This is a genomic window from Rathayibacter sp. AY1B4, assembly GCF_002932815.1.
Classification (GTDB): Bacteria; Actinomycetota; Actinomycetes; order Actinomycetales; family Microbacteriaceae; genus Rathayibacter.
The window spans coordinates 1-21,208 of the sequence record NZ_PSWN01000023.1 but is presented as its reverse complement, the minus strand read 5'-3'; the positions used below and the strand labels follow the sequence as shown (position 1 = coordinate 21,208).

Sequence of the window (21,208 nt, the reverse complement as noted above, 5' to 3'; positions counted from 1 at the left end):
GGGGCGTGCCGGTCGGGCACGGGGAGGCGGCGGTCGGGTCCGCCGCCTCCCGGCCGGGCTACTTCGCGTTCGCGGTGTCGAGCGCGTCCTGCAGGTTGGTCTGCAGATCGCCGAGGATCGACTCCGGGTCGCCGGTCGCGAGGCCCTCGAGCGCCGAGTTGAAGTCGGTGATGACGGTCGCCGCGCCGGCGAAAGCCACCGGGCTCACCGCGTAGTCGTTGCCGGAGACGAAGGCGGAGTTCTCGGGGTACTTCGTCGCGTACTCGGCGGCTCCGGTCTCGGTGGAGGGGATGACTCCGAAGGCGTCCGAGAAGGCGAGCTGCTGCTCGTCCGAGGTCAGGGCCGACACGAGCGACTCCGTCTTCTCGGCCGTGGCGCTGCCGACGGGGATGCCCCAGCAGTTGCTGAAGGTGAAGGTCGACTTCCCGCCGGGGCCGGCGGGGAGCTCGGCGACGCGGTAGTTCACGTCGGGGTAGTCGGCCGCGAGCGCTCCGTTGATCCACGGGCCCTCGATGACCATCGCCGCCGCGCCCTTGCCGAACGCCTCGCCGGACCAGCCGGAGTCGAGCGCGGCCGGGAACTTCAGCACGCCGTCGGTGAGCAGCGTCTTCACCTCGGTCAGGCCCGCGACGTTCTCGGGGGTGTCCGCGGTGACGGTGGTGCCGTCCTCCGAGAGGAGCGATCCGCCGGCCTGGTTCATGAAGGTGCCGATGCGCGCGTACTCGGCGCCGAAGGAGAGCCCGGTCACTCCGTTCGCGGTCAGCTTCGTCGCCGCCGCCTCGAGCGAGGCCCAGTCGGTGGGGACGTCCGCGTCGGTGAGGCCGGCCGCCGCCCAGAGGTCCGTGTTGATCACGAGGCCGAGCGTGGAGAAGTCCTTGGGCTCGCAGTAGAACCGGTCGTCGTAGCTGAACGCGTCGCGCAGCGCCGGGTAGAAGGTGTCGGCGTTCCCGGCGTCCTGGGCGTACGGCTCCAGGTAGCGGTTGCTCGCGTAGGTCTGGAACTGGTCCCAGCTCATGTAGAAGAGATCGGGCGGGTTGCCGCCGGAGAAGCCCTGGCCGAGCTGCTGCGTCAGGTCGCTGGCGGCGACCACGTCGACCGTCGTGCTGTTCTGCTCGCCCCAGGCGTTCACGGCGTCGGTGACGGCGGTCGTCTCGGCGTCGCCGGACGAGCCGATCATCACGGTGAGGGCGGAGTCGCCGCCCGCGTCACCGGAGTCGGAGCCGCTCGAGCAGGCGGCGAGCGGGAGCAGCAGGCCTCCGGCGAGGATCGCGGCACCCCAGCGTGCCGCGCGGTGGGTGGGTGTCATGGTCTGGCCTTTCGTGGGGAGGGGCGCCGGTCGGAGTGACGGCGCCTCAGTCGGCGGGGTGGTGGAGGGGTGTGCGGAGCACGAGGTGGGGCTCGATCAGGCGGTGGGCCTCGCCCGGCGCGAGCGAGCGGTGGACGACGTCGTCGCCGCGCTCGCCCAGCAGGAGCTCGAGCGCGCCCGCGGCCACCGCGTCGAGGTCCTGCTCGATGCTCGGCAGACCGACGGCCGCGGCGACGGGGGTGTTGTCGAAGCCGACGATCGGGAGGGAGGACCGGCCGACGGCCACGGCGGCCATCGAGGCGCCGAGCGCGAGCGAGTCGGAGACGCAGACCAGCCCGTCGAGCTCCGGGGTCGAGCGGAGGAACTCGATGGCCGCGATCCGGGCCTGCTGGACGTCGTCCTCGGAGGAGGCGGCGAGCAGGGGCGCGTCGGGGAACCGCTCGCGGTGCACCCGCTCCCAGCCGCCGCGGCGGTCGTCGCCGGTCGCGGATCCGCTCGGCCAGCCGAGGAAGCCGATGCGGGAGCAGCCGCTGTCGGCGAGGTGCGCCGTGGCCTGGGCGAGCCCGGCGGCGCCGTCGACGTCGACCCAGAGGTGCTGCGGGTCGTTGCGGTCGTCGACGCCCCACGGCCGGCCGAAGGTGACGAAGGGCACGGCCTGCTCGATCAGCCAGGCGGTCCGGGGGTCGCCGTAGAAGGTGGAGGTGAGCACGAAGGCGTCGACGTCGGCTCCGTCGCGGAGGCGCCCGATCCGCTCGATCTCCTCCTCCGGGCTCTTCGCCGTGTAGAGGAGGATGCGCATGCCCCGCGCATCGGCCTGCTCGGTGACGGCGTGGAGGAAGCGGTCGAGCAGGCTGCCGGAGATGCCGTCGAGCACGCGGTCCATCCGGACGCCGATGGTGCCGGACTTGCGGGTGCGGAGGCGGCGGGCCGAGGCGTGCGGCCGGTAGTTGAGGTCGCCGATCGCCTTCTCCACGCGCTCGCGGGTGCTGTCACGGACGATGTGCGGGCTGTTGAGCACGTTCGACACGGTCTGGCGCGAGACGCCGGCGGCACGGGCGACGTCCTCGACGGTCGGCAGTGCCATGGGTCCTCCTCGACGTGCTCTTGATCGTTCCAACCTGGCGGAATATACCGGTTTGATCGATCAAATCCTTCGGTAAGGTTACCTCCGACGACGCCGCTGTCAACCGTCCGCCACGCTCCGGCACTCCCGGGGCCGGCGGAGGACGATCGGCGGCACGCCCCCAGCACCGACGATCCAGTGAGGAGTCGACCGTGACGACCGAGCGCGACGACCGACAGACCCCGCCCCGCCAGCCCCTCCTCCACGACTCCCTCGTCCTGCTCCGCGCACCCGTGCAGCTGTGGTCGGACGAGGCGGGCGAGGTCGGCTCCCGCCCCGTGCACGGGCTCTACCTCGGCGACGTGCGCGTGCTCGCGGGCGCCTCGCTCCGCGTGGGCGGCGCGGCGCTCGAGGCGATCGCGACCGGCCGCGACGGCGCCTCCTCCGCCCGCTTCACCGCGCTCGCCCGCCATCTCGACGACGCCGCCGCGGACCCGCGGATCCGCGTGGTCCGCTCGCGGGAGGTCTCCGCCGGCGGCGTCCGCGAGAGCATCCGCCTCGAGTCGGCGCTCCCCGACGAGGTCGCGACGACCGTCGAGCTGACCCTCGACCCCGACTTCTCGCTCGTGCACGTGGTGAAGGCGGGGCTCCGCGACGAGCCCTCCTTCGCGACCGCTCCGGTGGACGGGGGCCTCGACTGGACCCACGGCCCGGTCCGCGCCGAGCTGCGCGCACCCGGCGCCTCGATCTCGGGCACGGTGCTCACCTGGAGCGTCGTGGTCCCGGCCCGCGGGAGCGTCGAGGTCGTGTGGAGCGTCGCCGCGGAGGACGCCTCCGCCGTGGTCGCCGCCGCGTCCGGACCGGCCGAATGGGCGGGGACCGCGCTCGAGACCGGCGACTCCCGCCTCGCCTCCTGGTGCCGCGCCGCGCTCGACGACCTCGACGCCCTGCGCATGGTCACCGTGGAGCGGCCCGGCGAGCCGTTCCTCGCGGCGGGAGCGCCGTGGTTCTTCACCCTCTTCGGCCGCGACTCGATCTGGGCGGCGCGGATGCTCCTCCCCCTCGGGACCGGGATCGCCGCCTCCACCCTCCGCGTCCTGGCCGGCCTCCAGGGCACCCGCCACGTCGCGGACACCGCCGAGCAGCCGGGCAGGATCATGCACGAGCTGCGCGCCACGACCCTCGAGATCCCCGGCGAGGGCGTCTCGCTGCCCCCGCTCTACTTCGGCACGGTCGACGCCACCGCGCTCTGGGTCTGCCTCCTCCACGACGCCTGGCGCTGGGGGCTCCCGGACGACGAGGTCGAGGAGCTGCTGCCCGCTCTGGAGGCGGCGCTGCGCTGGCTCCGCGACGACGGCGACTCGGACGGCGACGGGTTCCTCGAGTACGTCGACACCACGGGGCACGGCCTCGCCAACCAGGGCTGGAAGGACTCGGGCGACTCGATCCAGTGGCGCGACGGCACGCTCGCCGAGGGTCCGATCGCGCTCTGCGAGGTGCAGGCCTACGCCCACGAGGCCATGGTCGGCGGAGCGGCGCTGCTCGAGCACCTCGGCCGTGAGGGCTCGGAGTGGCGCGAGGCGGCGTCGACGCTGAAGGCGCGCTTCGCGGAGGCGTTCTGGATCGACGACGCCGACGGCGGCTACCCGGCGATCGCGCTCGACGCGGCCGGGCGCCCGGTCGACACGATCACCAGCAACCTCGGCCACCTCCTCGGCACCGGCATCCTCTCCCCCGAGCACGCCGCCCGGGTCGCCGAGCTGCTGGTCTCCCCCGGGCTCGACTCGGGCTTCGGCCTGCGCACCCTGGACACCGGCTCGGGCGGCTACTGGCCGCTGTCGTACCACGGCGGCTCCGTCTGGGCCCACGACACCGCGATCGCCGTCACCGGGCTCGCCCGGGAGGGCTTCGGGGCGGAGGCGACGACCCTCTCGCGCGGACTGATCGCCGCGGCCGAGGGCTTCGGCTACCGGATGCCCGAGCTGCACTCGGGCGACCCCGCCGCCGAGGTGCACGCGCCGGTGCCGTACCCGGCGGCCTGCCGACCGCAGGCCTGGTCGGCGGCCGCCTCCGTCGCCGTGCTGTCGGCGGCGCTGGGGCTCGCTCCCGGAGGCGACACCCTGGTCGTCGCGCCGCTCTCGCCCGCGCTCGCCGGGCCGATCCGCGTGGACGGGATCCGCTACCGCGGCTCCGTCGTGCCGGTGGACTGGGACGGCAGGATCTGAGGCGCCGCGCCGCTCAGGGCGGACCGGCTCAGATCAGGCCGGCTCAGGGCAGGCGCGCTCAGGGCAGACGCGCCACGACCGCGCGCGCGATGCGCCGGCCCGAGCGGTTCGCCCCGATGGTCGAGGCCGTCGGGCCGTAGCCGGCGAAGAAGACGCGCGGATCCGTCAGCGAGGCTCCGTCGGCGACCGCGATGCCGCCCTCGCGCTCGCGCAGCCCGAGCGGAGCGAGGTGGCGCAGCTCCGGCCGGAAGCCCGTCGCCCAGATGATCGCGTCGGCGCGCGTGAAGGAGCCGTCCGGCCAGCGCACGCCCTCCTCCTCGATCGACGAGAACATGCCCCGCTCGTGCAGGAGCCCGCGCTCGATCCCGGCGACCACCCGGCGGGTGCGCTGCACGCCCGTGCCGCCGACGATGCTCGGGAGGGGCAGCCCGGCGCGGGCGGCGCGGTCCTGCTCGGCCACCGCCTCCACCGCCGACTCCATCGCCAGCTGCTCGCCGTCGTGGTAGACCACCGGTCGCCGCGTCGCCCACGTCAGCGAGCGCGCCACCCGCTCGAGCTCCAGCAGGAAGCCGATCGCCGAGGTGCCGCCGCCGACCACGAGCACCTGCTTCCCGGCGAAGTCCTCGGCGCGGGCGTACTCGGTCGGGTCGATCTGCACGCCGCGGAAGCGGTCGCGCCCGGGGTAGTGCGGGACGAAGGGCGATCCCCAGGTGCCGGTCGCGTTGACGAGCAGACTCGCGCGCTCGACCGCGCGGTCGGACTCGACGACGAGCGGCGACCTCGTGTCGTGCGGCGTCGCACTCGTGACGCGCCGCACCGACTCCGGACGGCGGATCTCGAGACCGAGCTCCTCCTCGTAGCGCCCGTAGTACTCGCGGACCACGTCCCGTGCCGGTCGCCGGTGATCGGCCGTGCGGAACGAGAGCCCCATCCGCTCCATGCCCGGGAGATCGTGCACGCGGTGCACGGAGCCGAGCCGCAGGGCCTCCCAGCGGAACTGCCAGGCCCCGCCGGGCTCCGGACCGCGGTCGAGGACGATCAGGTCGCGCCCGGGGACGAGGCCGAGACGGCGCAGGTAGTAGGCCACGGACAGACCCGCCTGGCCCGCGCCGATCACCACGACGGGACGCGGTGGGGCGACGCTGTCCACGGTGCTCCTGACGCGGTCGAGGATGGGCGGCCGTCCGGCAGATCGAGGCCCGGGGTGGCGTGTCCCCCGTCTGCTAAACTACCGCGTAGATTTCAACTTTCCCTGTCTGCTCTTTTCCCCAGCCGGCTCACTGCCCGTCTGGCCTGTCATCGTGAGGGGGTCACCCATGGGGCGCGGCCGTCAGAAGGCGAAGAACACCAAGATCGCCCGTGAGCTGAAGTCGTTCAGCCCGGCGGTCGATTACAGCGCGCTCGAGCGCGAGCTCAGCCACCCGGACGAGCCGGACTACTCGAAGTGGATCGACGCCGAGGACGACGGCGACGACACGGACCTCGTCGAGGAGCCGCACCAGAAGCGTGCGTGACTCCTCCCGTGAATCGGGGCCGCTCCCTCGGGGCGGCCCCGTTTCGCGTGCGGACGGCGATCCGGCGGGTGAGGGACCCGACCTGGAGCGCGGGTCGCTCGGCCGAGCACGTTCTCCCGCTTTCCGCCACTGAGTGCAGAATGTCGGTGCCCCCTGGGACACTGACCCGATGAGCACTTCCCCGCCCGCACGGCTGCCCGTGTGGCAGTCGGAGCGTCGCGGGAGCGACCTCGACGAGGCGCGCGACTTCTACGCCGGCTCGTACAACGGCTCCGGCTTCCGGGCCGAGCGCTCGGTCGTGCCGTTCGCGTTCCGCTACACGACGACCGGGCCCGGGCCCGTGAGCCTCCACTCCGCCTCCTTCCTGGGCCGGGTGCGCGGCACGGTAGCCCCGAGCGACGTCTACGTCGCCCTCTGGCTGACCGCGGGGCGCGCCTCCCTCGATCTGGGGCGCGACGAGCACCGCCTCGTCGTCGGGCGCCCGGCCATGTTCCCGAGCGGCCGGCCCTTCGGCTTCGAGGCCTTCGAGTACCGCGACGCGCTCGTGCACTTCGAGGCCGCCCACCTCGAGGCGATCGCCGCCGAGCTGCACGGCACCGAGCCCGGCCCGCTGCGGTTCGCCCCCGTGGCGCGCGACACGACCGCCTGGTGGGCGGCGATCCGGCTCCTGCGCGACACCCTCGCCTCCGCGCACGCGCCCACCGTGCTGCAGCGCGACGGCGTCGCCCGCATCGCCGCGCTCGCCGCCCTGCAGACCTTCGCCCACCGCATCGCCCCGCTGCCGGCCGTGCCGCCCTCGGTCAGCGCGCGGCGCCTCCGCCGGGCCGTGGAGTTCGTGCAGGCCAACGCCGACCTGCCCCTCGGAGTGGCCGACATCGCCGACGCGGCCGGGCTCACGGTCCGCGGCGTGCAGCTCGCGTTCCAGCGCGCCTTCGGCGAGACCCCGCGGCACTACCTGCGCGACGTCCGCCTCGAGCGCGCGCACGAGGAGCTCTCGGCCGGATCGATCGGCTCGCTGGTGGTCGGCGACGTCGCCGCACGCTGGGGGTTCATCAGCGGCGGCCGCTTCGCCCAGCACTACGCGACGCGGTTCGGCGAGCTCCCGAGCGAGACCCTCCGGCGCTAGCCCCGCCGATCCCCGACGACGGTTCCGCCGAGGGGCGTTCGGGCGTACTGTCCGAGGACCGCCCGCTGCCCCGCGGGCCGCGTCGATGGAGCCGCGAATGTTCGAACCCGGAGGATCCGCGCGGCCTGTCGCGCGGGTCGGCTACGTCACCGCCGCCCTGCTGGTCGGCGCGATCCTGGTGGGCGGCGCGGTCGGCGCCGCCGTCGCCCTGGTCCTCTACCTGCCCGGCGTCCTCGCCGCCGACGGACCGCCCGGACTGGTGAGCTTCGGCCTGCTCATGGGAGCGGCCTCCGGCGCGGGCATCGGAGTCGTCGGAGGCGCGGGAGCGGTCGCCGGCATGGTCGCGGTGCGCGTCGCGAGCCGCCGCGACGGCCCGTTCGTGCTCGGCACCAGCGCGGGCGCCGGCCTCGGCGTGCTGGTCGCCTGTGCGAACCTGCTCGTCAGCCGCGACGCCCCGACCTGGGCGACCGCCCTGCTCGCCACCGCGGCCGCCTGCGCCCTCTGCGCGGCGGGCTCGTGGCTGCTGACCCGGCACGAGCACTCCTGGGAGCGCGCGCACGCCGCACCGCGCTGATCCGCGACGCCTCCGGGGATCAGCCCGCGTAGGACCCGACCAGGCGGACCGCTCCGCCGTCGACGCCCTTCGCGCCCTGCTCGAAGCCCTCGAACCCGCGCGCGGCGGTCGAGACGCGGCCCGCGACCCACGACGGGACGCCCGAGCGCTCGAGGCGCGCGATCACGCCGTCGGCCGCCTCCGCCGCGACCACGGCGAACATGCCGATGCCGAGGTTCCAGGTGCCCTCGGTGCTCTCGAGCGTCGCGCCGGACATCCCGGCGAGCGCGCGGAACACGTCGGACGGGCTCCAGCTCGCCCGCTCGACCTCGACCCAGGAGCCGCGCGGCAGCACCCGTGCGAGGTTCGCCGCGATCCCGCCGCCGGTGACGTGGCTGATGGAGTGGACGGCCGGGCCGAGCTCGGCGTCGTCGAGCAGGTCGAGGAGGGGCCGGGTGTAGAGGCGGGTCGGCTCCAGCAGCACCTCGCCGACCACGCCGCCCAGCTCCTCGGAGCGGTCGGTGAAGCCGATGCCGCGCTCGGCGAGGATGTGGCGCACGAGCGAGTAGCCGTTCGAGTGCAGTCCGGAGGAGGCCATCGCCACCACGACGTCGCCGTCGCGCACGCGGTCGGCGCCGCGCACCTGGTCGGCCTCGATCGCGCCGACCGCCGCGCCCGCCACGTCGTAGTCGTCGGGTCCGAGCAGGCCCGGGTGCTCGGCCGTCTCGCCGCCGACGAGCGCGGTGCCCGTCTCGGAACAGGCGCGCGCGATGCCGGCGACGATGTCGGCGATGCGGGCCGGGACGACCTTGCCGCACGCGATGTAGTCGGTCATGAAGAAGGGGCGGGCGCCGACCACGACGATGTCGTCGACGACCATGCCGACGAGGTCCTGCCCGATGGTGTCGTGCTTGTCGATCGCCTGGGCGAGCGCGACCTTGGTGCCGACGCCGTCGGTCGAGGTCGCGAGGAGGGGGGCTCGGAAGTCGCGGAGGAAGGAGACGTCGTAGAGGCCCGCGAAGCCGCCGACCCCGCCGAGGACCCGGCTGTCGTGCGTCGCCGACACCGCCGACTTCATCAGCTCGACGGCGAGGTCCCCCGCCGCCGTGTCGACTCCTGCGCGGGCGTAGCTGCTCGTCTCATCACTCACGCGACGACCCTACCGACTGCCCTCTCCCGCCGCGGCGCGGATCCGGGTCCGCCGCACAGGCGGCTCCCGCTCCGCGCCCGCGGTCACGCGTCCCAGGCGACGTAGTGCAGCTCGGCGCGGTCGCGGCTGCGGTGGAGGTCGAGGTAGGACCGGGCGATGACCTCGGCCGCCGCGTCCGGGTGGCCGCCGTCGATGAGCGCGGTGATCGCCACGTGGGCGGCGTAGACGCCCCGGGGCTCGAGCGCGGAGTGGAGGTTGAGGACCCAGTTCCGCAGGCCCGCGGCGGCGATGTTGATGTTCGCCAGCGCCGCGTGCGGGGAGACGGAGCCGCCGCCGGTGGTGACGAGGATCGTCCCGCTGCCGGCGGCGATCATGTCCGGAACCACCTCGCCGACGGCGCGGAGCGCGCCGCCGAGGTAGAAGTCGATCTGCGGCTGCAGGTTCTCGGGCGTGACGTCCAGGACGCCGACCGGGGTGAGAGCGGAGTCGGCGGGGGAGAACTCGAGGACGTCGATCGGACCGAGGTCGGCACGGATCGCCCGCAGCGCGGCGGTGAGGGTCTCGGGCTGCGCGATGTCGGCGGCGAACCCCGTCGCCTCGATGCCCTCCTCGGCGAGGCGGGCGGCCAGGCCGTCCAGCTTCTCCTGGTTCCGCGAGACGAGGGCGACGGTGAAGCCGGCCCGGCCGAAGACGCGGGCGATCTCGAGGCCGAGGCCGGGGCCCGCGCCGATGACGGTGAGAAGGGGCATGAGAGGTCCTGTCGTCGTGCGCCCCGGGGCGCGATGAGCGGGGCTGCTAAGTTGAGGTCAGCCTCAACACTCATTGGACCATAACTTGAGTGGCACCTCAAGATCATCGGAAGGATCGCATGGACGAGCAGAAGGTCCTGCGCCGGGACGCGCAGCGGAACGTCGAGAAGCTGCACGCCGCCGCCCTCGAGGTCTTCGGCTCCCGCGGCCTCGCCGCCCCCCTCGAGGACATCGCCCGTCACGCCGGCGTGAGCATCGGCACCCTCTACAACCGCGTCGGCTCCCGTGAGGAGCTCATCGACGCCGTCATCCCGGCCGTCGCGGGCGAGAAGCTGAAGGGCCTGACCGAGCGCGCTCTCGCCGAGCGGTCCTCCCGCGGACGCCTGGAGCGCTTCGTCTCCGGGATGATCGACCTCCAGCTGGAGGACCCCGCCCTCAACGACGCGATGCTGCGCCGCTTCCCCGACGCGGTCGCCCTCATCGAGGCCTGCGACCGCTCGATCGAGCTCGGCCGGGATCTCGTCGAGGCCGCCCACCGCGACGGATCCCTCTCCCCCGACTTCACCCACGACGACCTGATGGCCCTGCTCTGGATGGCGGGCACGACCAGCCGCGAGTCCGCGGCTCCGCAGGGCTGGCGCCGCGTCCTGGACCGCAGCCTCGCCGGAGCCTGGACGGCTCCGAGCAGCTGAGCGGCCGCGCGGCTCCCCGACCGACCGCCCGGCCGATCCGCCGGTCGGCGCCGCCCCGAGCACCCCCGCGACCACGGATCCGCCCACGGCGAACCATTAGGGGATGAGTCCCCCGCGTGCCAGGATGGACCGTCAAACCCCCCTGCTATCCCCTTGGGAGCCCCTCCGGCATGTGCGGAATCGTTGGGATCGTGTCCTCCGGACCGGTCAACCAGTCCATCTACGACAGCCTCTCCCTCCTGCAGCACCGCGGCCAGGACTCGACCGGCATCGCGACCGCCGACGGCAGCACTCTGCACATCAAGAAGGCCGCGGGACAGGTCCGCGAGGCGTTCCGCACCCGCGACATGCGCTCGCTGCTCGGATCCATGGGCCTCGGCCACGTGCGCTACGCGACGAAGGGCAACGCCGAGCGCGAGGAGGAGGCCCAGCCGTTCTACGTGAACGCGCCGTACGGCATCATCCTCGTCCACAACGGCAACCTCACGAACACGCGCGAGCTCACCGAGGAGCTCTTCCGCATCGACCGCCGCCACCTCAACACCACCTCCGACACGGAGCTGCTGGTCAACGTGCTGGCGAACGAGCTGCAGGCCTCGATGTCGGGCCGCGACCTCGACGCCGACGAGGTGTTCGACGCCGTCGCCCGCGTGCACGAGCGCGTCGAGGGCTCCTACGCCACCATCGCGCTGATCGCCGGCGTCGGGCTGCTGGCGTTCCGCGACCCCTTCGGGATCCGCCCGCTCATCGTCGGCCGCCGCAGCAACACCGGGGCGCCGGACGACTGGGTCGTCGCCTCCGAGTCGCTCGTGCTCGAGGCGCAGGGCTTCGAGATCGTCCGCGACGTCGCTCCCGGCGAGGCGGTCTTCATCACCCCCGACGGCCGGATGGCCAGCCGCCAGTGCGCGAAGGACCCGCGACTCATCCCGTGCTCGTTCGAGTACGTCTACCTCGCCCGCCCCGACTCCGTGATGTCGGGCATCTCGGTCTACGAGGCGCGCCTGCGCCTGGGCGACCGCCTCGCCGACACCATCGCGCAGTACACCCCGGGCGGAGCGATCGACGTCGTCATGCCGATCCCCGACTCCTCCCGCCCCGCCGCGATGCAGGTCGCGCAGAAGCTCGGGATCGAGTACCGCGAGGGCTTCTACAAGAACCGCTACGTCGGCCGGACGTTCATCATGCCCGGGCAGGCGGTCCGCAAGAAGTCGGTGCGGCAGAAGCTCAACGCGATGTCGAGCGAGTTCAAGGGCAAGAACGTCCTGATCGTCGACGACTCGATCGTCCGCGGCACCACCTCCAAGGAGATCGTCGACATGGCCCGCGCGGCCGGCGCGAACACGGTCACCTTCGCATCCGCCGCGCCTCCCGTGCGCTACCCGCACGTGTACGGGATCAACATGCCCTCGCGCCAGGAGCTCGTGGCCCACAACCGCCGCATCCCCGAGATCTCGGAGGCGATCGGCGCCGACCAGCTGATCTACCAGGAGGTCGCCGACATGAAGGCGGCGATCCTCGAGGGCTCGGACGTCACCGACCTCGAGACCAGCTGCTTCACCGGCGAGTACGTCACGGGCACCGTCACCCCGGAGTACCTCGACTGGGTGGAGCGCACGCAGCTGAGCTGAGCTCTGCACAGCGCCGGGCGCGGCGCAACGGGTGCCGCGGATCCGTGCGCCGCTCCATGATCGGAGGGTGCGCGGCCCCGCGCGCATGCACCCGAGGAGTCCCCCGTGATCTACCGAATCCTTCCGTTCCTGCTCACCTTCGTGGCCAAGAAGATCTCGAAGTCGCAGAAGGCCAAGCGCGCCGCCGCCAAGCGCCCGACGTCCAGCGCGAGCAGCAGCCGCCGCTCCTCGTCGCGCCGGGGACGCTGACGCCGCGGTCCCGTCCGCGAGCGCGAGCCGCGGGCGGGACCCTCAGCGCAGGGCGGAGTGCAGCGGCCGCAGGGCGGCCTGCCTCCGCCGGCTAGACCCGGTCGGACCCCGTCTGCGGGTCGTCCTCGTCGGACGTCGTCCGCGCGTCGGGCAGGGCCTCCTCGGCCACGGGCTCCTCGGCCGCGTCCTCGCGCTCGACGATCCGCTCGGCGGTGGTCCGGACGACCTTCCGGCCGACGACCCGGTCGAGCAGCACCACGACGAGCCCCGCGAGAGCGCCGAACAGCGTCACGAAGAGCAGCAGGCTGAAGCCGAAGACCTGCCCGCGGGAGAAGCCCTGCGTCTCGGGCAGCGCGAAGGTCAGCACGAAGGCCGCGATCGCTCCGAGCCCGACGCCGAGGGTCAGGATGCGCCAGACGCGCGGGGAGCGGCGGACGTCGACCTCTTCGCGGGTGACCTCGGGGCGGGCGGGATCGCTCATGTCTCCATTCTCCCCCGCGCGGGCGAGGGCGAGGCACCGTGATCGCTCAGAGCGCGTGCACGAGCCGGCCCGCCTGCGCGCGCAGCTCGCGGACGACGGTGCGGACCGAGAGCCGCTCCGCCCGGTCCGGCCGCATCAGCGCGACGATGTGCCGCACGGAGTTCACTCCGCGGAGCGGCTTCACCACCACTCCCGCGCCGCCCGCCGTGTAGCGCGGGAGCACCGCGATGCCCAGGCCCGCCGCGACGAACGCCTCCGTCACTCGGGTCGACGCGAAGCGCTGCTCCACCCGCACCGCCTCGCCGGACGCGGTCTCGATGTCCTGCATCACGCGCTCGAACGGGAACCCGTCCGGGACGCCGATCCAGGTCTCGCCGACCAGGTCCGCCGCCGAGACCGTCGCCCGGTCCGCGAGGCGGTGCCCGGCCGGCAGGCCGATGTCGAGGGGCTCGACCATCAGCTCCGCCATCGCGAGTCCGCGGCCGGCCCAGGCGCTTCTGCCGGTGGGCGAGTGGGCGAGCACGATATCGAAGTCGGCGGTCAGGTCGGCGAACTCGTCGGTGCCGGGGTCCGCGTCCTCGCACTGCACGACGAGTCCCTCGACGCTGCGGAGCGCGACCAGCGCGTTCGGGAGGAGCATCTGGCCCGCGGTGGGGAAGGTCGCGATGGTGACCTCGCCGATCGGGTTGTTCTTGAACGTCTGCCAGACGGCGTCGGCCCGCTCGAGCGCGATCGCGATCTCGGTGGCGCTCCGGGCGAGCTCGCGTCCCGCCGCCGTGAGCACCACGCCGCGGCCGGAGCGCTCGATCAGCGGCACGCCGGCCTCGCGCTCGAGCACCTTGAGCTGCTGCGAGACCGCGGAGGGCGTGCGGTGCGTCGCCTCCGCCACGGCCGTGATCGAGCGGCGCATCGAGAGCTCGCGGAGCAGTTCCAGCCGTCGCACATCCATGTAGAGAAACTACACGTCAGGGCAAGAACAGTTCGATTGTCCTACGGAACACCGGGCCGGACACTGGACGTTGTACACAGCATCCCGGCGGATCGATCAGAAGCCGCCGCAACGAAAGGCAGAACACTCATGAGCATCGCAATCCTCGTCGTCCTCAGTGGCCTCGCCGCATGGGGCACGGTGTCGACGGTGCTCGTCGCCAGCCGCGACGGCTACCGTCAGGTCCCCGCGCAGCACTGAGCCCCGCCGCTCCGCGACAGCACCTCATCGCGTTCCGACGCCGTCTCCCGATCGGGAGGCGGCGTTCTCGCGTCTCCGGGGGGCTACCGCCGCTCCTCGGGGAGCGCCTCCCCGCCGCGGCTCCCGGCGGTCGACCATCGGCTCGCCCCGCACACGACGACGGGCCCCCGACCGGAGTCGAGGGCCCGTCGTGCGCGCGGTGCGGCTACTTCGCGGCGGTGCGGCGGCGCAGGCGCGCGACCGTCATGCCCAGACCGAGCAGCAGAGCGGCGATCCCGGCGGCGAACGCGGGGGTCGCGTCCACTCCGGTCTCGGCGAGGTGGTGCGAGCCGGCGACCGGAGCAGTGGTCGGCGTCGGCGCGGGGCCCGTGGTGGGCGGCGTGGTCGGCGCGGGCGTCGGCTCCGTGGTCGGTCCGGGAGTCGGGGTGCCCGCTCCGGCGCCGGCCGCGACGGCGAAGCCGACGCTGATCTCGGTGCCGGTGGTGTCGAGCACGAACGTCGCGGTGTGCGCGCCGCCCGCCAGACTCTCGTCGATCGGGACCGAGAACGAGGCGCGACCGGTCGAGTCGTCGGTGACGGCCCGGGTCGGGTCGATCGTCGCGGTGCCGACGACGGTGCCGTCGACGCTCGCGGTCACGGTGGTGTCGGCCGCGGCTCCGGTGCTGAACAGGAGCGAGGAGAGGTCGACGGTCATCGTGTCGCCGACCGCGTACTCGCCCGAGTCCGGGACGTTGTCGGTCAGGCCGATCGTGCGCTGCACGGGGTCGGGGCTGACGGTGCCGAGGTCCTGGATGTAGCCGACGAAGGCGTCCAGGTCGATGCGGCCGGAGTCGGCCGTGCCGGTGCCCTCGGTGAAGGTGCTGAAGCCGTCGCCGCCGCTCGCGAGGAAGCTGCTGGTCACGACGGTGAAGGTCGCGGCCGGGTCGATCGGCTCGTTCTGGAAGAACACCTGCGAGATGCGCGAGCCCTCGGGCGCCGTGGCGTCGAAGACGTAGGTGAGGTCCTTCGAGGTGGAGAGGTTCAGCTGCGGGTGGCTGGAGCTGCCCACCCACTGCTCCTCGAGCAGGTCGGAGATCTGCTCGCCGGTCAGCTGCAGGGTCACCAGGGTGTTCGCGAAGGGCTGGGCGTCGGAGGCCTCGGCGTAGGTGACCACGCCGTCCGCGTCGCCGGGCTGGTCCGGAGTCGCGGTGTAGGAGAGGTCGTCGCGCAGGCCGCCCGCGTTCGAGAAGGCGATCTGCGTGCCGAGCTCACGGGTGGCCCAGAGCTGAGCGTCCGAGACGAGGTTGCCGAGGGTCGACTCCGAGCCGCGGTTGGTCGTGGTGCCGTCCGGGCGGTAGGCGCGCGAGATGTCCTCGGTGATGGTGCCGACCTTCACGCTGCCCTCGCGGACGGCGACGGCCTGGGCGTCGGCGACGATGGTCTCGACCTCGGGGTCGGGCTCGAAGGCGCCGACGACGATCGTCTTGGCCGGGTCATCCGAGGCCGGGTCGTCGACGACCTTCGTCAGCGGCACGACCTCGCTGGTGAGCGAGGTGAGCTGCTTGGTCGCCGGGTCGACGGTCAGGGACATGCGGCCGATGTTCTCGGCGTAGCTGCCGGTCTGCGACACGACGGTCGGGAAGGCCCGGCCGGCGTCGATGCCCGCGTTGTACTCCTGGTGGCTGTGGCCCGAGACGATCGCGTCGACGTTCGGGGCGACCGCGTTGACGATCGCGCCGAACTTGGGGTCCGCCTCCGGAGTGTTCAGCTCGGCCGCGTCGGCGTCGGCTCCCTCGTGCAGGAGCAGGACGACCACGTCGGCCTCGTCGTTGGCGGCGTCGCCGTCCTGGAGCTGCGCGGCGACCTCGTTGACGTTCTCGGCGATGGGCTCGATGGAGAGCGTCGAGATCGTGGCGGGGCTGACGAGCTTGCCGAGGTCCTCGGTGATCGCGCCGATGAAGGCGACGGAGACGCCGTCCTGCTCGGTGATCACGTACGGGGAGTAGGCGCGCTCGCCGGTCGCGGTGTCGTAGAGGTTCGCGTTCACGTAGGGGAACGCCGAGGCGTCCACGACGCGGCCGTCGACATCGGCGCGGCCCTGGTCGAACTCGTGGTTGCCCAGCGTGCTGACGTCGAGGCCCATCGCGTTGAGCGAGTCGAGCGTGGGGATGTCGCCCTTCACCTTCGACACGAAGGTCGAGGCGCCGATGTTGTCGCCGGCCGAGACGAACAGCGTGTTCGGGTTGGCGGCGCGGTAGGAGTCGACGGCGCCGGCGAGCACGGCGGCTCCGGCGACGGCGCGGTCGGCGGCGAGCCGCCCGTGGAAGTCGTTGATCGAGAGGATGTCGATGGCGACATCGCCCTCGGCCGCCACGGCGGGCGTGGCGCCGAGGAGGGCCGCTCCGGCGACGGCGCCGACGGCGGTCGCGGAGAGGAGTCGGGTGAGGCCGCGTCGGCCCGGGGAAGTACTGCGCATCGTGAAGGGGACTCCAAGCATCGAGCGGTGGATCCGGAGAGGATTCGTGCCGCGTGAGGGGGTTATTCCCAGACAACCCGACGGCGGACCCCAGGTCAAACAATCTGACGACGGCTCGCCGCCGCGTTTACGAGAAGTTAACTCGCCGACGCTCAGCCGACGCGCAGGATGGGGAGGAACGGCGTGAGGTCCGCGCGCACTCCGGAGGCGTGGATCCGCCCGCTCGCGAGGCCCTCGCTCCACGGCAGGGAGCCGGTCGCGAGCGGCAGCCAGGTCGCCGCGTCCATCTCGATCACGTTCGGCGGAGTCCCGCGGGTGTGGCCCGGTCCCTCGACGCACTGGGCCGCGCCGAACGGCGGAACGCGCACCTCGACGCTGCGTCCGGGGACGTTCGTCTCGATGATCTGCAGGAGGAACCGCACCGCCGTCGCCGTCGTGTTCCGGTCCGCTCCTCCGGCGAGCGCCGCCCGCACCGCGGACTGCCCGCTCGCCTCGTCGATCCTGCCCTTGGCCATGCACCCATCCTGCCGCCGCCGCTCGCTCCCGGAGGCCTCCGCAGGGCTCCGCCCGGCGTGTCGGCGTCCGCAGCGCCGCCCTGCGGAGGAGGACGTCACAGGGACCAGCCCCGGCGCGGGGCGCCCTATCCTGTCAGGGTGAAGATCCTCGTCCTCGGTTCGGGTGCCCGTGAGCACGCCATCATCACGGCTCTCCTCGCGGAGGAGGAGCACCACGAGATCATCGCGGCGCCCGGCAACGCCGGCATCGCGCGCGACGTCGAGGTCATCCACTTCGACACGAACAGCCCCCGGCTGGTCAGCGACTTCGCGGTGGAGCAGGGCATCGAGCTCGTCGTCATCGGCCCCGAGGCGCCCCTGGTCGCCGGAGTCGCCGACGCGCTCCGCAAGCGCCGCATCCCCACCTTCGGCCCCGACCGGGCCGCCGCCGCACTCGAGGGCTCGAAGACCTTCGCGAAGCGCGTGATGGACATGGCCCGCGTGCCCACCGGCCGCGCGACCCGCGTCTCCACCCTGGTCGACGCCACCCGCGCCATCGACGAGTACGGACTCCCCTCGGTCGTCAAGGCCGACGGCCTCGCCGCGGGCAAGGGCGTCCTGGTGACGGAGTCGCGCAGCGCCGCGATCGCGCACGCCGAGTTCTGGCTGCAGTCCGGCGACGTCCTCATCGAGGAGTTCCTCGCCGGCCAGGAGGTCTCCCTCTTCCTCCTCTCCGACGGCCACGACGTCGTCCCCCTCTCCCCCGCGCAGGACTTCAAGCGCCTGAGCGACGGCGACGAGGGGCCGAACACCGGCGGCATGGGCGCCTACTCCCCGCTCCCCTGGCTCGCCGACCGCTGGGAGAGCGAGCGCGCCTTCGTCGACGAGGTGATCGACACGGTCGCCATCCCGACCATCCGCCAGCTCGAGCGCGAGCGCACCCCCTTCGTCGGACTCCTCTACTGCGGCCTCATCGTGACCGACGCGGGCCTGCGCGTGATCGAGTTCAACGCCCGCTTCGGAGACCCCGAGACCCAGGTCGTCCTCCCCCGCCTCGCCTCCCCGCTGTCCGCGCTGCTGCACGCGGCGGCCACCGGCGCGCTCGCCTCCGTCCCGTGGCCCGCGTTCACGGACGAGGTCGCCGTCACCGTCGTCCTCGCGAGCGAGGGCTACCCCGAGAACGCCGTCACCGGACGGACCATCACCGGACTCGACGCGGCGGCGGACGTCCCAGGCGTCACCATCGCCCACGCGGCGACCCAGCTGGTCGACGGGAGCTTCGTCGCCACCGGCGGCCGCGTGCTCAACGTCGTCGCACGCGGCGCCGACTTCGCCGAGGCGCGGGAGCGGGCGTACCGCGCGCTCGACCTGATCCACCTCGACGGCGGGCTGTATCGGAGCGACATCGCGGCGAAGGTCGCGAAGTAGAGCGACCTCAGCGTGATGTCGGCCACGCCGCTCCCCGCGCGGCGTGGCGCGGTCGGCTGGGAGAGTGGCCGGGTCTCGGGGAGCGATCGGCGCGTCCGACACGCTCGGCACGCGTTCCGGTCGACGCCTCGAGGGTGGCCGGGGGTGGAGTGGACCCGCGCTCGGACTCGGACCTCCGCGACACGGGCTCGCGGCGGAGGTCGGTCGCCTCGCGGGGGGGGCGGGTCAGGCCAGGGTGCGGAGGGCCTCGGAGAGGTGGGGGTGCGCGAAGGTGAAGCCGGCGTCCTCGAGGCGGGCGGGCACGACCCAGCGGGACTTGAGCAGGAGCTCGGACTCGGTGCGGAGCAGGAGCGCCGCGGGTTCGAGGACGAAGCGCGGAGCCGGCACGCCGATCCGGCGGCCCACGGCGGCGCGGAGCAGCCGGGAGAGCTCGGTGTTGTCGCTCGGATTCGGCGACGCGAGGTTCACCGGCCCGTCGAGGGTCGACTCCTCGAGGAAGCGGATCGACCGGTGGACGTCCTCCACGTGGATCCAGCTGAAGTGCTGACGGCCGCTGGTGCGCCGGTGCTCGTGGTGCACGCCGGCCTCGCGGCGCGCGCGCGTCGAGGGCCACGGCCCGTCGAACTGCGGACCGCCGAGGCCGAGCCGCGCCAGCCGCAGCAGGATCGCCGTCGCCGGACCGTCTCCGAGCACGATGGACATCCGCAGCGCCACGCGCCGCACGCCGGGCGTCTCCCCGGCGAAGAACTCCGACTCCCACGCCCGCGCCACGTCGACCGAGAAGCCCTCGCCGAGCACGCCCTCGTCCTCGGTGTTCGCCCGCTCCTCCTCGTGCCGGTAGATCGTGGCCGTGCTCGCGTTCATCCAGACCGGCGGAGGAGTCGCGGCCGCCTCGACCGCGCGGTGCAGCTCCGCGGTGGTCGCCACGCGCGAGCGGAGGATCTCGGCGCGGTTCGCCGCGGTGTACCGGCAGTCGACGCTCTTGCCGGCCAGGTTCACCAGGAGGCGCGCACCGTCGAGGACCCGGGTGATGCCGGCGGTGTCGCCCCAGCGCGCGTCCGGCCCGGAGCGGCCGATCCTCCGCACCGTCCAGCCGTCGGCCGTGAAGCGGCGGGTGAGGTCCGTCCCGAGGAATCCGCTCGCACCGGCGAGGACGACGACGGGGTCAGCGGTGCTGCTCATCGCCCCATCGTGCCGCACGGCGCCGGAGTCACGGGGAGGACTCGTCGCAGGCGCGCTGCCGGGACGCGGAGTGGGTGGAGGCGGGCCTCGGTCAGCCGCCGAGCGACCCCGCACCGCGGAGCAGACGCGCCGCGGCGAGCGCCCCGGCCAGCCGCTCGGCGAACCCCGGCGGCACCTCGGCGGGCAGCGCGTCGACCGGCCACCAGGCCACGTCGTCGCTCTCGTCGCTGACGCTCACCGGAGCGTCCGGATCGGCGATCGCACCGTAGCCCACGTCCCAGTGGCGGGAGCAGCGGCCGAAGCCGTCGCCGAGGGCGTGCCGGTCGAGGTCGAGGGGCAGGACGCCGAGCGGCTGCAGCCCTGCCGCTCCGCTCTCCTCCCGCGCCTCGCGGAGGGCCGCGTCGGCCGTGGAGCCGTCGCCGGGCTCGACGTGACCGCCGAGCTGCACCCAGAACCGGCCCTTGCGGTGGAAGCAGAGCAGCACCTGCGCGAGATCCGGCGAGAGCACGAAGCAGCTCGCCGTCAGGTGCTCGGGTCCGCCGTCGCGCTCGAGCGCCGACTCGCCGCGCTGCTCGAGGAACGCCAGGTACTCGTCCCGCAGGTCCGCGAGCGCGCCCGCGTCCCACTCCCGCAGCTCGCCCGCCAGCCGCGCCCCTCGCTCCCCCGTCACGCGATGGACCCTACCTCCCCTCCGCGAGCTGCCACTCCGGTGCGCGGCACGGCGTGCGTGGCGTACCGGAGCGGCAGCTTCCGGGGAGGGAGGAGGGACGGGAGCGTCAGACGGAGAGGCCGGAGAGGCCCTCGCGGTCGACGCGGCGGTGGAAGCGCATGCCGGCGAGACCGCCGAGCACGGCGCCGACCAGCGCGACGATCAGGGCGGCGAGCGCCGTCACGACCGCCGCGGCCGTGGCGTCGCCGGCGTCCAGGGGGATCGTCGGGAAGCCGCTGACCGCGGAGAGCGCCTGGCTGCCGCCGGTGATCGCCGAGACGATGCCCACGACGATCGCGACGACGACCGCCCAGGCCCACACTCCGACGCCCTGCTTCGCTCCGCTGAAGCGGGCCATGCGGCCGGCAACGTACCCGCCGCAGTAGTAGGCGACGAGGAGGATGACCAGCAGTGCGATCGCGCCCGCCCAGCCGAACGCGGCGGGGTCGGCCGCGAGGTCGCCGGTGACGTCCTGGGTGCCGATGACGGCGGCCCCGATCGCGGTGACGAGGGCGGTCAGGAGGACGGCGAGTCCGGTGGCGGCGAGCCAGCCGAAGAAGGCGCAGCCGATCTTGAAGCCGCCGAAGCGGTCGCGCTCGCGCTGGTGGATGTCCTTGCGCGCGGCCGCACGGGCCTGCTTCGCCTCGGCGGAGTCGGGGTCGACGGGCGCGCGGTGCTCGGGGGCCGAGTGCGCCGAGTCGGAGCGGTCCGTCGAGGCGGAGCGGTCAGGAGTCGCGGAGCGGTCCGTCGCCGCAGCCGCTCCCGTGTCCCCCGCCGAGTCGATGCGCGCCGTGCCGCCCGCCGCCGAGCCCTCTGCCCGTCGTGGCAGTCCGCCGTCAGCCGGATCCCTGTCTGTCGTGCTCATGTCGAACCTCCTGGCCGAGCGCCCCGAAGAAGGGCGACACGCTCAGTCAAGACCCAGGGAGCCCTCGGTGTCGCGGGCTTGACGACAGGACGGAGCGGTCCGGTCGTCAACCCCCTGCGCCCCCTCCCTCCCCCCCGCTTGCATGGGGGG

The 21,208-nt window shown here is 73.5% G+C and carries 20 protein-coding genes; 8 read left to right on the top strand and 12 right to left on the bottom strand.

Features of this window, described 5'->3' with window-relative positions; translation table 11 throughout:
- Window positions 1–58: 58 nt before the first annotated feature.
- Complete coding sequence (locus C5D66_RS13670; protein WP_104256053.1) at window positions 59–1,306, bottom strand: extracellular solute-binding protein; 1,248 nt, start codon at window positions 1,304–1,306, stop codon at window positions 59–61.
- 46 nt (window positions 1,307–1,352) lie between these two features.
- Window positions 1,353–2,390 (bottom strand): LacI family DNA-binding transcriptional regulator, encoded by a 1,038-nt coding sequence (locus C5D66_RS13665; RefSeq protein WP_104256052.1) that lies wholly within the window; start codon window positions 2,388–2,390, stop codon window positions 1,353–1,355.
- A 191-nt stretch (window positions 2,391–2,581) separates the two neighbouring features.
- Between C5D66_RS13665 and C5D66_RS13660 the strand changes: the two genes are divergently transcribed.
- Window positions 2,582–4,594, top strand: coding sequence for a glycogen debranching N-terminal domain-containing protein (locus tag C5D66_RS13660; protein WP_104256051.1), 2,013 nt, complete (start codon window positions 2,582–2,584; stop codon window positions 4,592–4,594).
- Window positions 4,595–4,652: 58 nt separating this feature from the next.
- Here the strand turns inward: C5D66_RS13660 and C5D66_RS13655 are convergent, their stop codons facing one another.
- Complete coding sequence (locus C5D66_RS13655) at window positions 4,653–5,744, bottom strand: FAD-dependent oxidoreductase (RefSeq protein ID WP_104256050.1); 1,092 nt, start codon at window positions 5,742–5,744, stop codon at window positions 4,653–4,655.
- A gap of 166 nt (window positions 5,745–5,910) precedes the next feature.
- On the opposite strand from C5D66_RS13655, the gene C5D66_RS13650 reads away from it, so the two are divergent.
- From C5D66_RS13650 to C5D66_RS13640, 3 genes are all read left to right on the top strand, one after another.
- Window positions 5,911–6,108: a DUF3073 domain-containing protein gene (locus C5D66_RS13650; protein WP_097167615.1), complete on the top strand. Its 198-nt coding sequence runs from the start codon at window positions 5,911–5,913 to the stop codon at window positions 6,106–6,108.
- Window positions 6,109–6,277: 169 nt separating this feature from the next.
- A complete protein-coding gene (locus tag C5D66_RS13645) occupies window positions 6,278–7,234 on the top strand; it encodes a helix-turn-helix transcriptional regulator (RefSeq protein WP_104256049.1) in 957 nt (318 codons plus the stop codon).
- 97 nt (window positions 7,235–7,331) lie between these two features.
- Window positions 7,332–7,808: a hypothetical protein gene (locus C5D66_RS13640; RefSeq protein WP_104256048.1), complete on the top strand. Its 477-nt coding sequence runs from the start codon at window positions 7,332–7,334 to the stop codon at window positions 7,806–7,808.
- Between the two features lie 19 nt (window positions 7,809–7,827).
- On the opposite strand, the gene purM is transcribed toward C5D66_RS13640, so the two are convergent.
- Complete coding sequence (gene purM, locus C5D66_RS13635) at window positions 7,828–8,937, bottom strand: phosphoribosylformylglycinamidine cyclo-ligase (protein ID WP_104223764.1); 1,110 nt, start codon at window positions 8,935–8,937, stop codon at window positions 7,828–7,830.
- 83 nt (window positions 8,938–9,020) lie between these two features.
- Complete coding sequence (locus C5D66_RS13630) at window positions 9,021–9,686, bottom strand: SDR family NAD(P)-dependent oxidoreductase (RefSeq protein ID WP_104256047.1); 666 nt, start codon at window positions 9,684–9,686, stop codon at window positions 9,021–9,023.
- 119 nt (window positions 9,687–9,805) lie between these two features.
- Between C5D66_RS13630 and C5D66_RS13625 the strand changes: the two genes are divergently transcribed.
- The 3 genes from C5D66_RS13625 (at window position 9,806) to C5D66_RS17250 (ending at window position 12,255) form a co-directional block, all read left to right on the top strand.
- On the top strand, window positions 9,806–10,378 hold the full coding sequence (locus C5D66_RS13625; protein WP_104256046.1) for a TetR/AcrR family transcriptional regulator: 573 nt from the start codon (window positions 9,806–9,808) through the stop codon (window positions 10,376–10,378).
- A 170-nt stretch (window positions 10,379–10,548) separates the two neighbouring features.
- The gene (purF, locus tag C5D66_RS13620; protein WP_104223766.1) at window positions 10,549–12,006 is read left to right on the top strand and encodes an amidophosphoribosyltransferase; all 1,458 of its coding nucleotides are present in this window, start codon (window positions 10,549–10,551) and stop codon (window positions 12,004–12,006) included.
- A gap of 105 nt (window positions 12,007–12,111) precedes the next feature.
- Window positions 12,112–12,255: a hypothetical protein gene (locus C5D66_RS17250; protein WP_181028791.1), complete on the top strand. Its 144-nt coding sequence runs from the start codon at window positions 12,112–12,114 to the stop codon at window positions 12,253–12,255.
- 91 nt (window positions 12,256–12,346) lie between these two features.
- Here the strand turns inward: C5D66_RS17250 and C5D66_RS13615 are convergent, their stop codons facing one another.
- From C5D66_RS13615 to C5D66_RS13600, 4 genes are all read right to left on the bottom strand, one after another.
- Window positions 12,347–12,736, bottom strand: a complete 390-nt coding sequence (locus tag C5D66_RS13615) for a hypothetical protein (RefSeq protein ID WP_104250788.1) — start codon at window positions 12,734–12,736, stop codon at window positions 12,347–12,349.
- Between the two features lie 46 nt (window positions 12,737–12,782).
- A complete protein-coding gene (locus tag C5D66_RS13610; RefSeq protein WP_104238722.1) occupies window positions 12,783–13,685 on the bottom strand; it encodes a LysR family transcriptional regulator in 903 nt (300 codons plus the stop codon).
- Window positions 13,686–14,130: 445 nt separating this feature from the next.
- Window positions 14,131–16,380, bottom strand: a complete 2,250-nt coding sequence (locus tag C5D66_RS13605) for a bifunctional UDP-sugar hydrolase/5'-nucleotidase (protein ID WP_104256045.1) — start codon at window positions 16,378–16,380, stop codon at window positions 14,131–14,133.
- 152 nt (window positions 16,381–16,532) lie between these two features.
- The gene (locus C5D66_RS13600) at window positions 16,533–16,895 is read right to left on the bottom strand and encodes a sterol carrier family protein (protein ID WP_104223770.1); all 363 of its coding nucleotides are present in this window, start codon (window positions 16,893–16,895) and stop codon (window positions 16,533–16,535) included.
- 138 nt (window positions 16,896–17,033) lie between these two features.
- Here C5D66_RS13600 and purD point away from each other — a divergent pair, with 138 nt between their 5' ends.
- On the top strand, window positions 17,034–18,302 hold the full coding sequence (gene purD / locus C5D66_RS13595) for a phosphoribosylamine--glycine ligase (RefSeq protein WP_104233829.1): 1,269 nt from the start codon (window positions 17,034–17,036) through the stop codon (window positions 18,300–18,302).
- Between the two features lie 225 nt (window positions 18,303–18,527).
- On the opposite strand, the gene C5D66_RS13590 is transcribed toward purD, so the two are convergent.
- The 3 genes from C5D66_RS13590 to C5D66_RS13580 all read right to left on the bottom strand — a co-directional run bounded on the left by C5D66_RS13590 (window position 18,528) and on the right by C5D66_RS13580 (window position 21,058).
- Window positions 18,528–19,484, bottom strand: coding sequence for an epimerase (locus C5D66_RS13590; RefSeq protein WP_104256043.1), 957 nt, complete (start codon window positions 19,482–19,484; stop codon window positions 18,528–18,530).
- Window positions 19,485–19,575: 91 nt separating this feature from the next.
- Window positions 19,576–20,154 carry an NUDIX hydrolase gene (locus C5D66_RS13585; protein ID WP_258061333.1) on the bottom strand — a complete coding sequence of 193 codons (579 nt, stop codon included), beginning with the start codon at window positions 20,152–20,154 and terminating at the stop codon, window positions 19,576–19,578.
- A gap of 106 nt (window positions 20,155–20,260) precedes the next feature.
- Window positions 20,261–21,058: a hypothetical protein gene (locus C5D66_RS13580; RefSeq protein WP_104256042.1), complete on the bottom strand. Its 798-nt coding sequence runs from the start codon at window positions 21,056–21,058 to the stop codon at window positions 20,261–20,263.
- Window positions 21,059–21,208: the final 150 nt, after the last annotated feature.